Source organism: Citricoccus alkalitolerans (genome assembly GCF_039528175.1).
GTDB lineage: Bacteria > Actinomycetota > Actinomycetes > Actinomycetales > Micrococcaceae > Citricoccus > Citricoccus alkalitolerans.
This window is the reverse complement of record NZ_BAAALH010000001.1, coordinates 350,161-365,584: the sequence shown is the minus strand read 5'-3', so window position 1 is coordinate 365,584 and position 15,424 is coordinate 350,161. Positions and strand designations below refer to the sequence as shown.

At 68.4% G+C, this 15,424-nt stretch carries 13 protein-coding genes and 2 tRNA genes; 5 read left to right on the top strand and 10 right to left on the bottom strand.

Translation table 11 applies throughout. The features are described from left to right. Positions 1–8: 8 nt before the first annotated feature. Positions 9–962, bottom strand: coding sequence for a 30S ribosomal protein S2 (gene rpsB / locus ABD134_RS01585; protein ID WP_344226091.1), 954 nt, complete (start codon positions 960–962; stop codon positions 9–11). Between the two features lie 431 nt (positions 963–1,393). On the opposite strand from rpsB, the gene ABD134_RS01580 reads away from it, so the two are divergent. Then, positions 1,394–2,086, top strand: coding sequence for a M23 family metallopeptidase (locus ABD134_RS01580; protein ID WP_344226089.1), 693 nt, complete (start codon positions 1,394–1,396; stop codon positions 2,084–2,086). Positions 2,087–2,092: 6 nt separating this feature from the next. Here the strand turns inward: ABD134_RS01580 and ABD134_RS01575 are convergent, their stop codons facing one another. Then, complete coding sequence (locus tag ABD134_RS01575) at positions 2,093–3,241, bottom strand: glycosyltransferase (protein WP_344227604.1); 1,149 nt, start codon at positions 3,239–3,241, stop codon at positions 2,093–2,095. 348 nt (positions 3,242–3,589) lie between these two features. Between ABD134_RS01575 and ABD134_RS01570 the strand changes: the two genes are divergently transcribed. Continuing rightward, positions 3,590–4,759, top strand: coding sequence for an S-layer homology domain-containing protein (locus tag ABD134_RS01570; RefSeq protein ID WP_344226087.1), 1,170 nt, complete (start codon positions 3,590–3,592; stop codon positions 4,757–4,759). 36 nt (positions 4,760–4,795) lie between these two features. On the opposite strand, the gene ABD134_RS01565 is transcribed toward ABD134_RS01570, so the two are convergent. From ABD134_RS01565 to ABD134_RS01530, 8 genes are all read right to left on the bottom strand, one after another. Beyond that, positions 4,796–4,869, bottom strand: a tRNA-Ile gene (locus tag ABD134_RS01565). 37 nt (positions 4,870–4,906) lie between these two features. Then, positions 4,907–6,409, bottom strand: coding sequence for a lipase maturation factor family protein (locus tag ABD134_RS01560; RefSeq protein WP_344226085.1), 1,503 nt, complete (start codon positions 6,407–6,409; stop codon positions 4,907–4,909). 10 nt (positions 6,410–6,419) lie between these two features. Beyond that, complete coding sequence (locus ABD134_RS01555; protein ID WP_344226083.1) at positions 6,420–7,619, bottom strand: glycosyltransferase; 1,200 nt, start codon at positions 7,617–7,619, stop codon at positions 6,420–6,422. A 57-nt stretch (positions 7,620–7,676) separates the two neighbouring features. Next, the gene (locus tag ABD134_RS01550; RefSeq protein ID WP_344226081.1) at positions 7,677–8,591 is read right to left on the bottom strand and encodes a DMT family transporter; all 915 of its coding nucleotides are present in this window, start codon (positions 8,589–8,591) and stop codon (positions 7,677–7,679) included. Further along, complete coding sequence (locus ABD134_RS01545) at positions 8,588–9,232, bottom strand: CDP-alcohol phosphatidyltransferase family protein (protein WP_344226080.1); 645 nt, start codon at positions 9,230–9,232, stop codon at positions 8,588–8,590. Before ABD134_RS01545 ends, ABD134_RS01550 begins: the two co-directional genes overlap by 4 nt. A 29-nt stretch (positions 9,233–9,261) precedes the next feature. Then, positions 9,262–10,158, bottom strand: coding sequence for a phage holin family protein (locus ABD134_RS01540; RefSeq protein ID WP_344226078.1), 897 nt, complete (start codon positions 10,156–10,158; stop codon positions 9,262–9,264). 228 nt (positions 10,159–10,386) lie between these two features. Then, the gene (locus ABD134_RS01535) at positions 10,387–10,899 is read right to left on the bottom strand and encodes a ferritin (RefSeq protein ID WP_115930784.1); all 513 of its coding nucleotides are present in this window, start codon (positions 10,897–10,899) and stop codon (positions 10,387–10,389) included. Between the two features lie 110 nt (positions 10,900–11,009). Next, a complete protein-coding gene (locus ABD134_RS01530; protein ID WP_344226074.1) occupies positions 11,010–12,233 on the bottom strand; it encodes an MFS transporter in 1,224 nt (407 codons plus the stop codon). A gap of 354 nt (positions 12,234–12,587) precedes the next feature. On the opposite strand from ABD134_RS01530, the gene ABD134_RS01525 reads away from it, so the two are divergent. The 3 genes from ABD134_RS01525 (at position 12,588) to ABD134_RS01515 (ending at position 15,415) form a co-directional block, all read left to right on the top strand. Further along, on the top strand, positions 12,588–14,285 hold the full coding sequence (locus ABD134_RS01525) for an ABC-F family ATP-binding cassette domain-containing protein (RefSeq protein ID WP_344227602.1): 1,698 nt from the start codon (positions 12,588–12,590) through the stop codon (positions 14,283–14,285). Positions 14,286–14,373: 88 nt separating this feature from the next. Next, a tRNA-Asn gene (locus tag ABD134_RS01520) sits at positions 14,374–14,446 on the top strand. A gap of 273 nt (positions 14,447–14,719) precedes the next feature. Further along, positions 14,720–15,415, top strand: a complete 696-nt coding sequence (locus ABD134_RS01515; protein ID WP_344226072.1) for a PepSY domain-containing protein — start codon at positions 14,720–14,722, stop codon at positions 15,413–15,415. The last annotated feature ends 9 nt before the right edge of the window (positions 15,416–15,424 follow it).

Genomic DNA, 15,424 nt, shown 5'->3' with positions numbered 1-15,424 from the left:
GTGGTGGATCACTTGGCCTCGGGGGCCTCTGCTGCCGGTGCCTCGGTGCCCTCGGCGGCCTCGGCCACCTCAGAGGCGCCCGCGGAAGCCGGAACGTCCTGCGCGGCCTCGACGTCGGCCTGGGCCGCCTGCTCGCCCTGCGGAGAGGACATGCCGCCCGTGGCGGGGCCGGCCTCCGGAGCTGCGGCCTGCTCGGCCTGGTGCTGCTCGAGGAGCTCGCGCTCCCACTCCGCCATCGGCTCTTCGGCGGCCTGGCCGCCGGACTTGCCCTGGTTGCGGGCGATGAGGCCCTCGGCCACGGCGTCGGCAACCACGCGGGTCAGCAGGTTGACGGAGCGGATCGCGTCGTCGTTGCCCGGGATCGGGTAGGTGACCTCGTCGGGATCACAGTTGGTGTCCAGGATGGCGACCACGGGAATGCCCAGCTTCTGGGCCTCGTCCACGGCGAGGTGCTCCTTCTTGGTGTCCACAATCCAGACCGCAGAGGGGGTCCGGGTCATGTTGCGGATACCACCGAGGTTGGACTCGAGCTTGGTCAGCTCGCGCTGCAGCAGGAGGAGCTCCTTCTTGGTGTGGCCGGAACCGGCGACGTCCTCGAAGTCGATCTCCTCGAGCTCCTTCATGCGCTGCACGCGCTTGGAGACCGTGGCGAAGTTGGTGAGCATGCCACCGAGCCAACGGTGGTTGACGTAGGGCATGCCCACGCGGGTGGCCTGCTCGGCGATGGCTTCCTGACCCTGCTTCTTGGTGCCGACGAAGAGGATGGTGCCACCGTGGGCCACCGTCTCCTTGACGAACTCGAAGGCCCGGTCGATGTAGGACAGGGACTGCTGCAGGTCGATGATGTAGATGCCGTTGCGCTCGGTGAAGATGAAGCGCTTCATCTTGGGGTTCCAACGGCGGGTCTGGTGTCCGAAGTGGACGCCGGAGTCCAGCAGCTGGCGCATGGTGACGACAGGCATGTCGCTCCTTGTATGTTGTCGGTTGACGACCGTTCCGTGGTGGTCCGGTCCCTGGCATGTTCTGCGGGCGAACCCGGCATTCCCGACGCTGACCCGTGGCACCCGCTCAGCGGGTGTTCGGGACCGATGGTGGGAACCTGCCGAACCCGTGGGGGCCGGCATCAGTCATACGCGTAGTCAGCGGCGCTCCCGCACGTCATGACTGACGGCAAGGGCACACAACTGCTGGACCAATCTTACCCCAGCCGGATCCATGCTCCGAACCGGCCGGCGTCCGGTCTGCCCTGCCAATTCCGGATCTCCTGCTTGCGAAACGGTCCGGTCCCTGGCGGTTCTGCTTCACTCCTCCACAGGGAACCGGTCCGACGTGCCCATCCACCAGCAGGCCGCCCCACCACCCACGCACGGCGCCGGCACCCCAGTCTGGAGCCATGTCACTTTGGTCCTGGCCCACCCTCCCCGCCGGCGGCGGCGCCCGGCTCCCCCTGGTGCTGCGCCTGCTCGGTCTCGCAACCCTGGGGCTGACCGCCCCGGCTGTCGGACCGCCGATCACGACGGCGGCACTGGTGACACCCTCGCCGCAGGCCGCCCCGGCGACCGAGGTGGTGAACGACTGGGTGCCGCCCACCTCGGGCGCGGTCCTGCGGGTCTTTGAGCCTCCCCCGGAACCGTGGGCGGCCGGCCACCGCGGCGTGGACTGGGCGGCGACAGGGGACGAGGTGGTGGCACCCGGAGCCGGGACAGTGCGCTTCGCCGGACGGGTGGCAGGGCGACCCGTCATCACACTCGCCCACGCCGACGGCATGCTCTCCAGTCTGGAACCGGTCACGGCCGCGGCGCACTGGTCGGTCGGGGACCACGTGGAGGCCGGCGAGCTGCTGGGCACCTTGGGGCCGGGCCAGAGTGACGGGGATGGCGACGGTGGCGGTGCCGGTGACGGTGGTCAGGAAACCGGCACCGCGACGGGGCACTGCCCCCAGCGTTGCGTCCACTGGGGTGTGCGCGTGCCGGACGGCTGGGTGGTCGACGGCTCGGCCTGGGACCGCTACCTCGACCCGCTGGTGCTGCTGGGCTGGTCCGGACCGTCGATCCTGTGGCCCCTCGAGGGTGGGCCACCGCGGTAGGGACTGCTATGCGGCACGGGACCGCCGATCGGCGATGTCCCGGGCCAGGTCCACTAGTGCTCGTGCGGAGGCATCCCAGCTGAACAGGCCGGCACGCTCGGCCGCCGCTCGGGAGGCCGAGGCGAAGACCTCAGGATCCTCCAGCTCACGGACCCGGGCCGCCAGCTCGACCGGCGAGGTGTCGGCCGGGTGGGCTGCCGCTCCCCCACCCGGGGCGGAAGGACCGAGGGTCACGAACCTGGCGGCGCCGCCGTCGGGCCCGCCGATCTCCCGGAAGATCTCCGCATCCGAGACCACCACCGGGGTGCCCTGCGCCATGGCCTCGGCGAGGGGCAGGCCGTAGCCCTCTGCCCGGGAGAGGGTCACGAGCGCGGTGGCTGAGCGCAACAGCTCAACGTAGTCCTCGTCCGTGGTGCCGTGGTGGAAGACCACCGCCTCCTCCTCGGTACCTGCTGTGCGGGCCACCTCCCTGAGCTCGCGTTCCCGGTCAGCGGAGATCCTGGAGAGCAGGTGAAGTCGATAGCCGGGCAGGTGGACCATGGCCCGGATGAGGGTCTGCACGTTCTTGTAGTCCATGAACGAGCCCATGTAGACCAGCGACAGGTCCGGGGCCCGCTCCGGATCACGGGGCCGGCCCACTGGCTGCGGCGCGTTGCCGATGATGCGGATCTCACGCCGGGTGAGCCGGTGACGCCGCATCAGCGTGCGGGTGGTCTCGGAGACGGTGGCCACGGCGTCGGCCCGGTCCAGGACCCACCGTTGGGGCCAGTAGGCCAGGTGGAAGGCCCGCCAGAGCACCTTGATCGGCCCCGGCATGTCCGCCGGCGGGGTGCGGTGCTGATAGTAGATCAAGTCGTGCAGGGTCAGGATCAGGCCGTACTCCCTGCCTGCGGAACCCATAGTCTGCATGGGCGAGAAGACGATGTCCGGCCGGTGCGGATTGAGCTGCCGGGCCAGGAACGGTTCGGCCGGGGAGGTCGGGTCCGTCACCTTCACCCACGGCAATCCTGCCGGCAACATGTCCAGCTGGGCCTCGTCCGAGATGATCATGGTGACCTCCACCGTCGGAGCGAGGCGTGCGGCCGCGGCAATGAGGCTGGCACCGTAGCGCGAGATGCCGTCATGGAATCCGATCCGCGTGTAGCGGGCGTCCATGAACAGGCGGACGGGGCGTCGTTGCGAAACGCCCGTGGCTCGGGCTGCTGAGGGGACCTGGGAGGTCGCGGAAGTCTCGGGGGCTGGCACGGTTCCACCGTACCGGGCGGCAGGGCCCAGGTCGGTGAGGCGCCTGAGGCATATATCTCCAGGGAAGCGTGGGATCTTGAGGTGTCAGTTCCATAACAGTGCGATATCCTGACTCCTGGCTGATGTCTCCCGGCCGGGTAGCTCCTGACCCGCCGGTGGACCGCCGCCTCCGCGCCTCTTTCCCTGGACTTTCCCTGGACACGGCTTGTCCGGCGTGGGACCTGTCATGCTCGTGATCGCACCTTGAAGGGGACCACTGTGTCTTCATCCGCTCGCCCCGCCGTCTCGCCACCCCGCGCGCAACGGCCCTTCCGGCACCGCTTGGCAGCCTTCATCGGCGCGACGGCCCTGGTGGCCTCCGCCGCCGCCGCTGGCGTGACGGCGGAGGTGACGACGGCGTCACCGGCCGCGGCCGCCCAGTGCTCCTCGTCCTCCTTCTCTGACGTCAAGACGACCAACAAGACGTACTACCCCGCGGTGACCTGGGTGTACTGCAACGGGATTGCCACGGGCTACGCCAATGGCAGCTATGGCCTGTACCAGAACATCACCCGGGCCGAGGTGGCCACCTTCCTCTTCCGCCAGGTCACGCCGAAGTACATCCAGAACGAGAAAAAGTACTTCACCGACGTGCCCGCAACGGGTCAGTACTATTCCGGTCCGATCACCTGGATGGCCCAGGCTGGCGTGACCTCGGGCAACGCCGATCGATCGTTCGGTGTGACCCGGGACATCACCCGCGGCGAGATGGCAGCCTTCATCTATCGGCTGGCCGGGGCTACGGCCAAGGGCCCGAATTTCTCCCCCTTCGAGGACATGCGCTGGTCCACGTCCTTCTACCACGAGGCCAGCTGGCTGCAGGCGAACGGCATCGCCCGTGGCTACGCAGACGGCACCTTCCAACCGCAGCAGAGCATTACGCGCGGCGAGACCGCCATCATGCTCCAGAACGCCCACCGCTTCATCGGCCACCGGGGCGACGTCACTACCCCAGCCATGAGCCCGTTGCCGAATCAGACAGACAAGCCCTCCACCACAGCCCCGTCCTGGACATCGAAGGTCGTCACCTGGGCCACCGCCAAGGCGAACGATCCCCGCGCGAAGTATAAGTGGGGCGGCAACGGGCCCTGGGAGTACGACTGCTCAGGGTTCACCGTGGATGCCTTCAAGGCCGCCGGGCAGTCTCTTCCCCGCACCGCGAGGGCCCAGCACGGCGCAGCCACATCCTATGTGCCCGTGGCCCAGGCGAAGCCCGGAGATCTGGTCTATTGGTCCAACAACGGCGCCGGTTCCGGGGTCTATCACATCGCCGTGGTGATCGGGGGCGGCAAGATCGCCCATGCGCGGAACGAGAAGGAGGGCATGTCCATCACCAGCATCAACTACAGCCCGTACAACATGCTCCCGCAGGCAGGACGCTACTACTGACGAATCGATCGTCTGCTGATCGCGTGCGGTGATGGGTAGGGCGTGCGGGACTTGAACCCGCGACCCAGGGATTATGAGTCCCCTGCTCTGACCAACTGAGCTAACGCCCCTCGGCGCGCGGCTGTGCCGGGCGCGCAAGTGTCCATCCTAGCGGGCGGCGACGGGCCCGATGACGATCCGGCCGTCGTCGCGCATCCAGTAGTGGCCGGTCTCCCGGCGCTCCGCGCGCGTGGCAAAGCGGTACCGAAAGGACCTCACGCGGATGAACCTCGGAGGGCGGCCGGCGCAGGGATCCTGTCGCAACAGCCGCAACACGGCCGGGTCCGCCACCAGCAGCCGAGCCAACAGGGTGTGGAACCACCGCTGGTGGAGACCACTGAGCGGAAGGAACCACATCATCCAGTCCAGCCGCAGATGGTAGGGCGCCCATTGCCGCGGCCGGCGCCGCACGTCACCGGGCTTGCCCTTGAACCCGTAGGGCCGCCACTCGGCCTCGTCCTCCGGCGGATGGTCTCCGGAGCCCGTCTCGGTGGCCTCGATGATGATCTCGATCCGTTGCCGGGTCACAGACCCGAAGGCACCGTAGGCGTTGCCCAGCTGCCACCGGTTGAAGGAGGCGTTCATCAGCTGGCGGCGGGAGAACAGGTTCCGCAGGGCCGGCACGGAGGCCACGATCAGGGCCGCCGATCCGGCGAGGACGATCACGGTCCAGTACACGGGGATACCGGTGGCAGACCCTCCGCTCGCCGTCCCTGCCTCCATCGCGGTGTCTGCGCCGAGATCCGCCGGCAGGGCCGGGATGAGGCGGTGCAGCACCGAGTCGCCGAGGGCCGCGGCGGCGAGGACGATCGTGGCCCAGTTCAGCCAGGCGAAGTTGCCGGTCGCCACGAGCCACAGCTGGGTCAGGATGATCGCTCCGGCACCAATCGATGCCACAGGCTGGGGCAGGAAGAGCAGGAAGGGGACTCCCAGCTGGGCCACGTGGTTGCCGACCACCTCGCAGCGGTGCCACCACGGGGGCTTGAGGTGTGCCTGCCGGCTGAGCGGATTCGGCATCGGCTGCGTCTGGTGGTGATAGTCCAGTGCGGTGAGGTCTCTCCATTCAGGGCCGCCGCGCATCTTGATCATCCCGGCCCCGAACTCGAGGCGGAACACCAACCAGACCACGAGGATCAGCACCGGGGCCGGTGGCGGCACCTGCTGGGAACCGAGCAGGCCTACCGTGAACCCGGCCTCGAGCAGCAGCATCTCCCAGCCGAAGCCATAGAACACCTGCCCGATGTTCACCACGGAGAGGTACAGCCCGTAGAGACCCAGGAACAGCGCGAGCGGCAGCCACGGCGGCCCGGTCTGTGGAATCCCCGCCACCAGGAGTGCCGAGACCGCCATCCCGACGACGGCCAGCATCACCAGCCGACGGTCGCTGTAGCCCCAGCGGCGGAAGAGAGTGGGGCCGCGTTGCCGTCCGGCCTCCAGCAGTTCCGGGGCAGGCAGCAGCCCTCGTTCCCCCAGTAGGGGCCGGAATTGGTTTAGCGTGGACAGGAACGCGATGAGATACAGGGCTGCGACCCCGCGTTGCAGGATCTCCCGTGCCCATTCTCCGTCAGGGGCCGCGAGCCAGGCAGGCAGGATCTCGGTGAACCACTCCACGCGGCCGATCCTAGAGCAGTGCGCGGACCTCTTCAGCGGTTGCTCCGCGGTAGAGCATCTCGAACAGGTCGATCGTCTTCTCCTTGGAGTGCTGGACCGCCCGGTCGTGGGAGGCGGCTCCCATCCGCGCCCGCTCCTGCTCGGTGGCCGTCAACACGGCCGCCAGCTTGGCCGCCAGGTCCTGCGGGTCACCCGGCGTGAACAGGTAGCCGTTGTCACCATTCGAGACCAGGTGCGGCAGCGCCAGGGCATCGGCCAGGACGACAGGGCGGGAGGCGCTCATGGCCTCAAGGGAGACCAGCGACTGCAGTTCGGCCGTGCCTGGCTGGCAGAAGACGTCGGCACGCAGGTAGACCCGGTGCAGTTCAGCGTCACTGACGTGGCCGAGGAAATGCACCCGGTCCTGGAGCCCCAGCTCGTCCACGAGGGCGCGCAGGCCGGTGCGCTGTTCGCCGTCGCCCACGATCTCCAAGTGGGGCCCCACCGTGGAGGCAAGTGCCCCGATGGCGCGAATGAGCACGTCCACATTCTTCTCCACCGCGAGGCGGCCCACGAAGAGGACCGTGGGGTGCTCCCGGCGCTCGACCGTCTCCCCCGGGGCCAACTCGTACGCGGAGGAGTCGATACCGTTGGAGATCGGCAGCACGTAGTCCAGGCCGGCGTTCTCGGCCATGGTTTTCGCCGCCAGCGCCGTGGGCGTGGTGACGGCGGCGGCCTTGCGCATCAGGCGGCCCATGTCTCGCCAGGAGTTCTTGGACACGATGTCCAGGAACCACTGTGGGAACGGCAGGAAGGGCTCCAGGTTCTCCGGCATGAAGTGGTTGGTGGCGATGGTGCGGATGCGCCGCTTCTCCGCCTCCTTGATGGCGGCCTCACCAATCATGTAATGGCACTGCACGTGCACCACGTCCGGACGAATCTCCTCGAGCAGGGACCCGATGGACTGGCTGGCATGTCGGCGGGACACGAGCCGGTAATACTCGTGGGTGGGCGCAGCCACGGAGTGCAGCCGGTGGACGGTGGCCTCGTCGTTGTACTGGACGGAGTCGGGTCCAGACTCGTTGCGGGCGGCGACCACGTGGACCTCGTGGCCGCGCGCGTGCAGGGCCCGGGCCAGCCGGTAGCAGAAGACAGAGGCCCCGTTGACGTCCGGCGGGTAGGTGTCCGCCGCGATGAGGACCTTCAGTTTGCGGTCGGTTGCTGCCGTCACGGGCAAGGGACTCCTGTCTGGTGGGGGTGCCGGTGCCGCCCGGAACCGGAGGCCGTGCTAGTCCTCGGCCGGCGCACTGGCCGCATGGCGACGTTGTTCGCGGCGCTTGAGCACGTCCGGGTGATGACGTGACAAGGCAACGACTCCGAGCGTAGCAATGGCGGCCGCCACGATCATGCACAAACCCACCCACCAGGGCAGATTCGGTTTTAGCTCACCCAACACGATGACGCCAGTGAGGACGCCGACCATCGGGTCGACCACCGTCAGGCCGGCTACCACGAGGTCCGGCGGGCCGTGGCGATGCGCCATCTGGACGAAATAGACGCCCAGGAGCCCGGCGAGTGCCATGATGCCCAGCTGATACCAGGGAATGCCGAGCAGTCCGCCGGCATCACCGCGAAGCAAGTGGATCGAGGCCAATCGCACGAAGACCGCCACGAAGCCGAACAGTACGCCGGCGCCGAGGATGAACAGGAAGGCACTCGGCCGGCGTCGGGACATCACCGCCACGAGGGCGAAGACGGCCGTGGCGGTGAGAGCGACGATCGCTGTGAGGTGCTCCTGATTCAGCGTGGGCGCCGGATTCTCCTCCGTGGCGATGATGGCGATCAGCACGAATCCGGCTGAGCCTCCCACGCAGGCGGCAATGGCCCAGATCGTGACCCGGTTGAGCTTCAGGCGTTGGATCCGGGCGTTGAGGACTGTGGTGATGACCACGGCGATCGCCCCGATCGGTTGCACCACCGTCAGCGGCGCGGTGGCCAGCGCGTAGATGTTGAGGATGATCCCCAGGACCATCAGGGCGCCGCCGGCCAACCACACGGGGGAACCGAAGAGGGTCAGGAACCCGGACCTGGGATGGAGGCGGAGGTAGGCCTCGTGGCGGCGGACGCCGACGGACTGGCGTTCACTGCCCAGGGCCAGGCAGCAGGCGGCCACCAACGCCGCCAGGATGGAGAGCCACTTCATGCGAGGGACCAGCTGGCCCGGTCCCGGGGGTCGATGCCCCGCTTCCGGAGTTCTCGGTGCTTGCGCACGCAGCCGGCCAGGTAGTCCCCGGCGGCCCAGATGTGGCCGGCGCAGCCGAGCGCCAGCAGGATGGTGGCGGCCACCGTGAGCGCGTCCTCGGCCAGGCCGGGCACCTGTCCCAGGAGCAGCAGCGGCGTGCCCACGAGCAACAGTGCCGTTCGGATCTTGCCGAGAGCGGTCACCTCGAGTTCAGGGCTGCCCCGGAACAGGATGAGGGCGGTGATCCCCAGGACCAGGTCCGGGGCCAGGACGCTGACCACCAGCCACAGCGGGGCGATCCCGGCCAGGACCATGGAGACCACGATGACCATGAGGGACACCCGGTCCGCCATCGGGTCGAGCCACTGGCCAACCGTGGAGATCTGATTGAAGCGGCGGGCGATGTAGCCGTCCACCCAGTCAGTGCTGGAGAGCACCGCGAGCACGATGAAGGCGGTCAGGTACTGCTGCGAGAAGACGAACCAGACGAAGAACGGGACCAGGCAGAACCGCGCGACCGTGATGACGTTCGGGACGGTCCAGAACCGGTCCGTGACCACGTAGTCGATATCGTCCCGGGTACCCGCACCGATCAATCGCATGGAGTGACTCGCGCCCGCCGTGGGCGCGGCTACTTCTTGAGCTGGCGGGCGAACACGGCGACGGCGGTGGTCGCGGCACCGAGCATCGCCAACGGCTGCCACCGGTCCTTCACGAACTCGCCGGCGTCATTGGCCTTCTGACCGGCCCGTGCGCCGGTGTGGTGCGGAGCGGTCGGCGAGGTCGGATCCGGCTCGGGGGAACCGGCACCGGCACCGGACGAATCGCCCTTGAATTGGGATGTGAAGGCGGAGAACTGGGACTTGAGGTCCGTCTTCTCCTCCAGGCCCGAGCGGATGTCACCCAGGTGCTGGCGCCGCAACTGGGTGCGGCGGCGCAACTCGGCGTAGGACGGGCTCTGGACCGTGGCGTGCTGCGGGGCCTCGCCACGCTTCCGGGCGGCCTTGTCCTCTGCGGCAGCGGCCTTGCGGCGTTCGGCGTCGCGGGCGGCGGCGACCTTCTTCTCCTCGGCCTTCTGGGCCTCGAGGCGGTCGAACTCCGCCGGATCGAAGGCGTTGCCCTCCTTGAGGTACCCCATGTCGTATTTCACGCCCTGGATGGTCTCCGCCGGCACCAGCGGCATGGCCGCCTTCACACGGAAGACCCCGATCAGAAGGAAGATCAGGGCGACCAGCAGGGCGCCGGCAGCCACCATGAGAGCGGAGAACCAGATGGGCCGGTCCTGGGCGAAACCACCGATCATCGCGACGATCAGTGCCACCACCATGATGAACAGGAACACCAGGCCGACGACGGCGAGGCCGACCCCGATCCCGGCGGTGATCGCCTTCTTGCCCATCTGGCTCTTGACCATGGCCAGCTCGTCCTTGAGCTGCAGGGGAAGCAGGCGGCCCGCCGTCGTCACCAGGTCTGGCAACGAGCTCGAGCGGGTCTGGTCCGTCACGCGGGGAGAACTCTGGTTGGCCATGTGAGTGTGCCTTCCCTGTGGTCTACGACTGGAAATCGGTGCTGTCCCGGACGGGTCCGGGCAGGTCAAACCTACCACCGACCTCTCTTTCCCAGGGATCACCCCAGCGCTTTCGCCTGACAGTTCAAGCTACGCGAGCAAGGTCGAGTTGAAGCCGGCGCCCTCTCTCCCCCTGATGAGCGGCGCCGGCTTCCTCGATCTCCGGTCGGGTGTCCCCGGTGACGGTCATCAGGCCTCGGTGGTTCCCACGGATCGCGAACCCAGCTCGGCATCCAGGCGCAACAGGCCGGCGCCGTCATTGCCGATGAGCTTGATGCGGCCGATGATCTCGCTGACCGTGGCCTCTTCCTCGATCTGCTCGTCCACGAACCAGTTCAGCAGCGGGCGGGAGTCCAGGTCACCGGCGGCCTCGGTCTCGCGGTACAGGTCGCGGATGGCATTGGAGACCTTGACCTCGTTGGCTAGAGACTCCTCGAAGATCTCCAGTGGGCTCAGGCCGGCCCGCACCACGGGGGCATTGATCGCGCCGATCTCGGCATGGTTGCCGCGGTCCACCACATGGTCGATGAACTTGTTGGCGTGGACAATCTCCTCGTCGGCCTGGTGCCGCAGCCAGGAGCCGAACCCGGTCAGGTCCTGCTCGTCTGCCTCGATGGCCAGCTGGCGGTAGGCCAGGGACGACTCGAACTCAAGGGTGATCTGTTCGTTGAACTTCTTCAGGAGGTCTTCTGAGATCTTCATGGAACCACAGTAGAACCGCACGAGCGCCTTGTCACCGAAGGAAAGGCTCTGCTAAAGAAGGCAAGGCTGGGCTCATCTCCACAGGCCATGCGCCGATGCGCGGAAGCGGCTCAGAACCGGGCCGCCGGGGAGCTGACGCGATGGCTCAGGACCAACTGGAGGGCGGAGACGGCCATCACCACCACGATGGCGGCGGTCCAGTCCCCCAGCAGGCCGTTCATCAGCCCCAGGCCGAAGGGGCCCAGTGCGGCGCCGAGGTAGCCCAGCGACTGGGCCAGCGTGGACAGCGCCGTGGTCTCGGCCGAGGTGTCCCCGCTGCGGCTGATCAGGAGCATCAGCAGTGGAAACACGCAGAAGCCGAACCCCATGAGGATGGAGGTGCCGATGACCCAGTCCACCGGAGCCAGCAGCAGGACCACGTAACCGGCCAGGGAGGCGCCGCAGGTGATCATGAACGCCGTGCGCAGCAGCCAGGGACGGCCGGCGAGCGTCAGCAGCACCATCATGGTGGGGATGCCGACCAGCTGCATGAGGCCCAGCATCAGCCCGGCCGTGGTGGCTTCCAGCCCTCGGGAGACGAGCATGTGCGGGTACCAACCGAGGACTCCGTACGCCAGGAACGCCTGAACGGCGAACAGCGCCGTGAACAGCTGCCCCTTGCGTGTCCTCAACAGGGCCCACGGCGAGACGTAGGGCACGTCCCGGCGCGCGGCCCAGTCCCCGGACAGTCGACTGCGCACCGCCAGTGGGAAGAACACCGCGAGCGCGACGGCGGCCGGGACTGCCCAGGCAGCCAGACCTGCGGTGGGTGAACCCAGCCCGCGGGCCACGGGGACGGCTAACGCCGCCGCCGAGGTGGCGCCGATCGTCATGGAAACCGTGTACATCCCTGTCATCGTGGCGGCCCTGGCCCCGTGGTGCTGGCGGATGTAGGTCGGCATCGCCACATTGCAGACGGCCAGGCCGCACATGCCGATCACGGTGCCGCCCAGCAGCATGGCTGTGGACTCGAAGACCCGCAGGGCCAGCCCCCCGGTGAGCAGCGCCAGGGCCAGCGCGATGGCCGGTTCCAGCCCGCATCTGCGCACCAGCCAGGCGGTGCCCGCGCCAGCCACAGCAAAACACAGCACGGGGATGGTCGGCAACAGGGAGGCGGTGAGCGGACCATAACCGAGCAGGCTCTGCAGGTCCTCGAACAACGGCCCGGCCGAAGCGATCCCGGCCCGCAGGTTCAGACCGATCAGCACGACGGCGAGAACGGACACCAGCGCGGTGCGGGTCCGACGGCCGGCCGGTCCGGAGGGTTCGGGTGGCTCTCCGGGCGTGCTCGTCATGGCTTGAGACTAGTTCAGCCCCACGGTGGACAACGGTCCGCAACAGACGGGGACAACGGTCCACAACAGGCGGGCACGGACGAGAACAATCAGAACAAACCAGAACAGCAGAGACCTGATTAGAATGGTCTGCATGGTTCACACCAGCATCGCGATGATCAGGATACGTCCCGGCCGCTGACGGCGGCCCGGTGAGACACCCCACGATCAACTGACGCACCCCGACCGTCGTCCCGGTTCCCGCCGGGCGGTCCTTCGACGTGCCCGGCTCCCCGACGAGTCGAAAGCACTACCGTGAACCCACGTTTCCCTGAACACCCTTCCTCCCCTGCCAACCTCCGCACGGAGACAGCGCTGCCCGCGGGCGCGGCTGCTCATCTCCGCGCGGACGGCCTCCGCGTGGTGCGCGGCGGCCGGGAGATCCTCCATGACGCCAGCGTCACCGTCTCCGCTCGTTCCCGCCTCGCCATCGTCGGAGAGAACGGCCGCGGCAAGAGCACGCTGCTGCATGTCCTCGCCGGAACCCTGATGCCCGACGCCGGCTCGGTCACCCGGGTGGGCACGCTCGGCGTGGCCGAGCAGAGCCTCGAAGCCGGCCCCGGCCAGACCGTGGGCACTCTTGTGGGCGAGGCTATCGGGGCCTCGCGGCGAGCCCTGACCGCCCTGGACGCTGCCGCAGAAGCCCTGACCCTGGGCTCGGCCGGTGCCGAGGATGACTATGCGGCCGCTCTGGAGAGGGCCACGGCCCTCGACGCCTGGGATGCCGAACGTCGGGTGGACATGGCGCTGGCGGGGTTGGACGCCGTGACGGACCGGTCCCGCCTGCTCGCGGAGTTGTCCGTGGGCCAGCGGTACCGGGTCCGGCTGGCCTGCCTGCTGGGTGGGCGTTACGACCTGCTGCTGCTGGACGAGCCGACCAATCACCTCGATGCCGGCAGCCTGGACTTCCTGACCGCGAGTCTGCGCGAGCATCCCGGCGGACTGGCTCTGGTCTCCCACGACCGGACCCTGTTGCGGGATGTGGGAAAGGAGTTCCTCGACGTGGACCCCAGTGTGGACGGCCGGCCCGCCCTCTACGCCGGCGGTTATGAGGGCTGGCAGACGGACCGGACCGCAGCCCGTGAACGCTGGGTGCAGGCCCATGAGGCCCAAAGGGCCGAGCACCGCCGCCTGGCCGAGGCCGCCGACGCGGCGCGGGACCGGCTGGAATCCGCGTGGCGACCCGACAAGGGCCATGGCAAGCACCAGCGACAGAGCCGGGCGCCCGGCGTCGTGCAGGCGGTGAAGCGGCGCCAGGCGGACCTGGAGGCACACGGCATCTCTGTACCGGAACCACCGGCGCAGCTGGCCTTTCCGCTCCTGGCGGTGCGGACCGGACAGCCGTTGGTGCACGCCGGCGGGGTGACGGTGGCCGGCCGGCTGAGGCGGTCAGTGGACGTGCGGCTGGCCGGAGGTGAGCGCCTGCTCGTGACCGGTCCCAACGGGGCGGGCAAATCAACCCTGCTGGAGGTGTTGGCCGGCCGGCTCGCACCGGAGACCGGCGAGGTGCGCCCATCCTCTGGGGCCCGGATCGCTCTGGTCGGTCAGGAGCCCCCTGCCTGGCCGGTGCGGATGCTTGCCCACGAGCTGTACCGGGACCACGTGCACCGGCTGCTCGCGGCCGGCACCCACTCTGAGGAGGACCTCGTGCCGCTGGGTGCGACCGGGCTGTTGGACCCGGAGGCACTGCGTACTCCGGTCGGCGCCCTGTCGGCGGGGCAGCGGAGCCGGCTGCACCTGGCCCTGCGGCTGGCGGAGCGACCAGATCTCCTGCTGCTGGACGAGCCGAGCAACCACCTGTCCGCACCGGTGGTGGACGCCCTCACCGAGGCGCTGCTGGTCACCCGGGCGGCCGTCGTCGTCGCGACGCACGACCGGCAGCTGCTGCGGGACCTGGCGGCCTGGCCCCACCTGCAGTTGGAGGGTCAGGGTGTAGAAGAGGGTGGCGAGGCCGCCGAGGGTCGCGACGGCGAGCAGGCCGCAGCCAGGACCCGGCCACGGCGCAGGGGCTAGCAGGACTCCCCGCGCCGATTTCACAGTTCCGCTGAACTTCGGTACAGTGGAACCCGCTGTCATGCAGTTCTACGAACAGCACCAGCGGTCCCCCGTAGCTCAATTGGCAGAGCATTCGACTGTTAATCGAAGGGTTACTGGTTCGAGTCCAGTCGGGGGAGCAAGAGAACCTCTCTGATCAGGCGTCCAGCCGTCAGGGAGGTTTTTCTTTACCCTGTTCCGTTTTCGTGCGCACCTGCTTCCTGCACACCAGTCCGGACGCTGTGGTGCCACCACCCTGAAGCAGACACGAACACCGAACCCGTGGAGGGCCCGCCACGGCACAGGCGGTGGCCCCTTCCACCCCTCACCTTCAGTGATGCTCCCCAGACCTTCTCATCGGTGCTTCATCGGTCTCTCATGACCGGCTCATGCCGATTTGGCACACTGGTGCCATGATGCAGAACAAGGGAGCGACCAAGGTTCCCCAGAGCACGTTCACCCAGACCCTCGCGTGGACCGGGACCGGCATCCTGGCCCTGGCCTTGCTGACCGGTTGTTCGGTGGCCGAGCCGGACAACTCTGATGACACCGCCACGACCGCCACGCCCGGCGCAGCGGCGGAGACATCTGACACCACCGGTGATGGCACGGACGAGGCGACCGGCGGCCAGTCGGCTTCCGCCGCGGCTTCGGCCACTGACGCCAGCACGTCCACGTCCGGCGGGACCACCGCCGCGGTGGCCGGGGAGGACCCGGTGTTCGCGGCCATCGACGCGTTCCTCGCCGAGCAGGAGGGGGCCCTCATCGTGGAGATCGACCTGGACGACAACGACACGCGCTATGACATCGAGGCTGTCGTCGGCGACCAGATCCTCGACTTCGACGTCACCCTGGACGGCGAGGTCCGCGAGGACACCGATGATGACGATGACCAGGACGACATCCGCCGCGCCCAGGAAGCCGACATCACCGCCGAGGAAGCCGCCCGAGCTGCGTTGGAGGGCCGCGAAGGCAGCACGATCGACAGCCTGAGCCTGGATGACGATGACAACGCCCTGCGCTGGGAGGTCGAGCTCGACAACGCCCAGGGCGAAGACGACGACCTGCACGTCGACGCCATGACCGGCGAGGTCACCACCGATAACTGAGCGGTCGGC

What these genes read in the sequence shown, in the direction of transcription:
- rpsB (WP_344226091.1), bottom strand. Translation starts at nt 962, where the DNA reads ATGCCTGTCGTCACCATGCGCCAGCTGCTGGACTCCGGCGTCCACTTC.
- ABD134_RS01580 (WP_344226089.1), top strand. Translation starts at nt 1,394, where the DNA reads ATGTCACTTTGGTCCTGGCCCACCCTCCCCGCCGGCGGCGGCGCCCGG.
- ABD134_RS01575 (WP_344227604.1), bottom strand. Translation starts at nt 3,241, where the DNA reads ATGGACGCCCGCTACACGCGGATCGGATTCCATGACGGCATCTCGCGC.
- ABD134_RS01550 (WP_344226081.1), bottom strand. Translation starts at nt 8,591, where the DNA reads ATGAAGTGGCTCTCCATCCTGGCGGCGTTGGTGGCCGCCTGCTGCCTG.
- ABD134_RS01545 (WP_344226080.1), bottom strand. Translation starts at nt 9,232, where the DNA reads ATGCGATTGATCGGTGCGGGTACCCGGGACGATATCGACTACGTGGTC.
- ABD134_RS01540 (WP_344226078.1), bottom strand. Translation starts at nt 10,158, where the DNA reads ATGGCCAACCAGAGTTCTCCCCGCGTGACGGACCAGACCCGCTCGAGC.
- ABD134_RS01535 (WP_115930784.1), bottom strand. Translation starts at nt 10,899, where the DNA reads ATGAAGATCTCAGAAGACCTCCTGAAGAAGTTCAACGAACAGATCACC.
- ABD134_RS01530 (WP_344226074.1), bottom strand. Translation starts at nt 12,233, where the DNA reads ATGACGAGCACGCCCGGAGAGCCACCCGAACCCTCCGGACCGGCCGGC.
- ABD134_RS01515 (WP_344226072.1), top strand. Translation starts at nt 14,720, where the DNA reads ATGATGCAGAACAAGGGAGCGACCAAGGTTCCCCAGAGCACGTTCACC.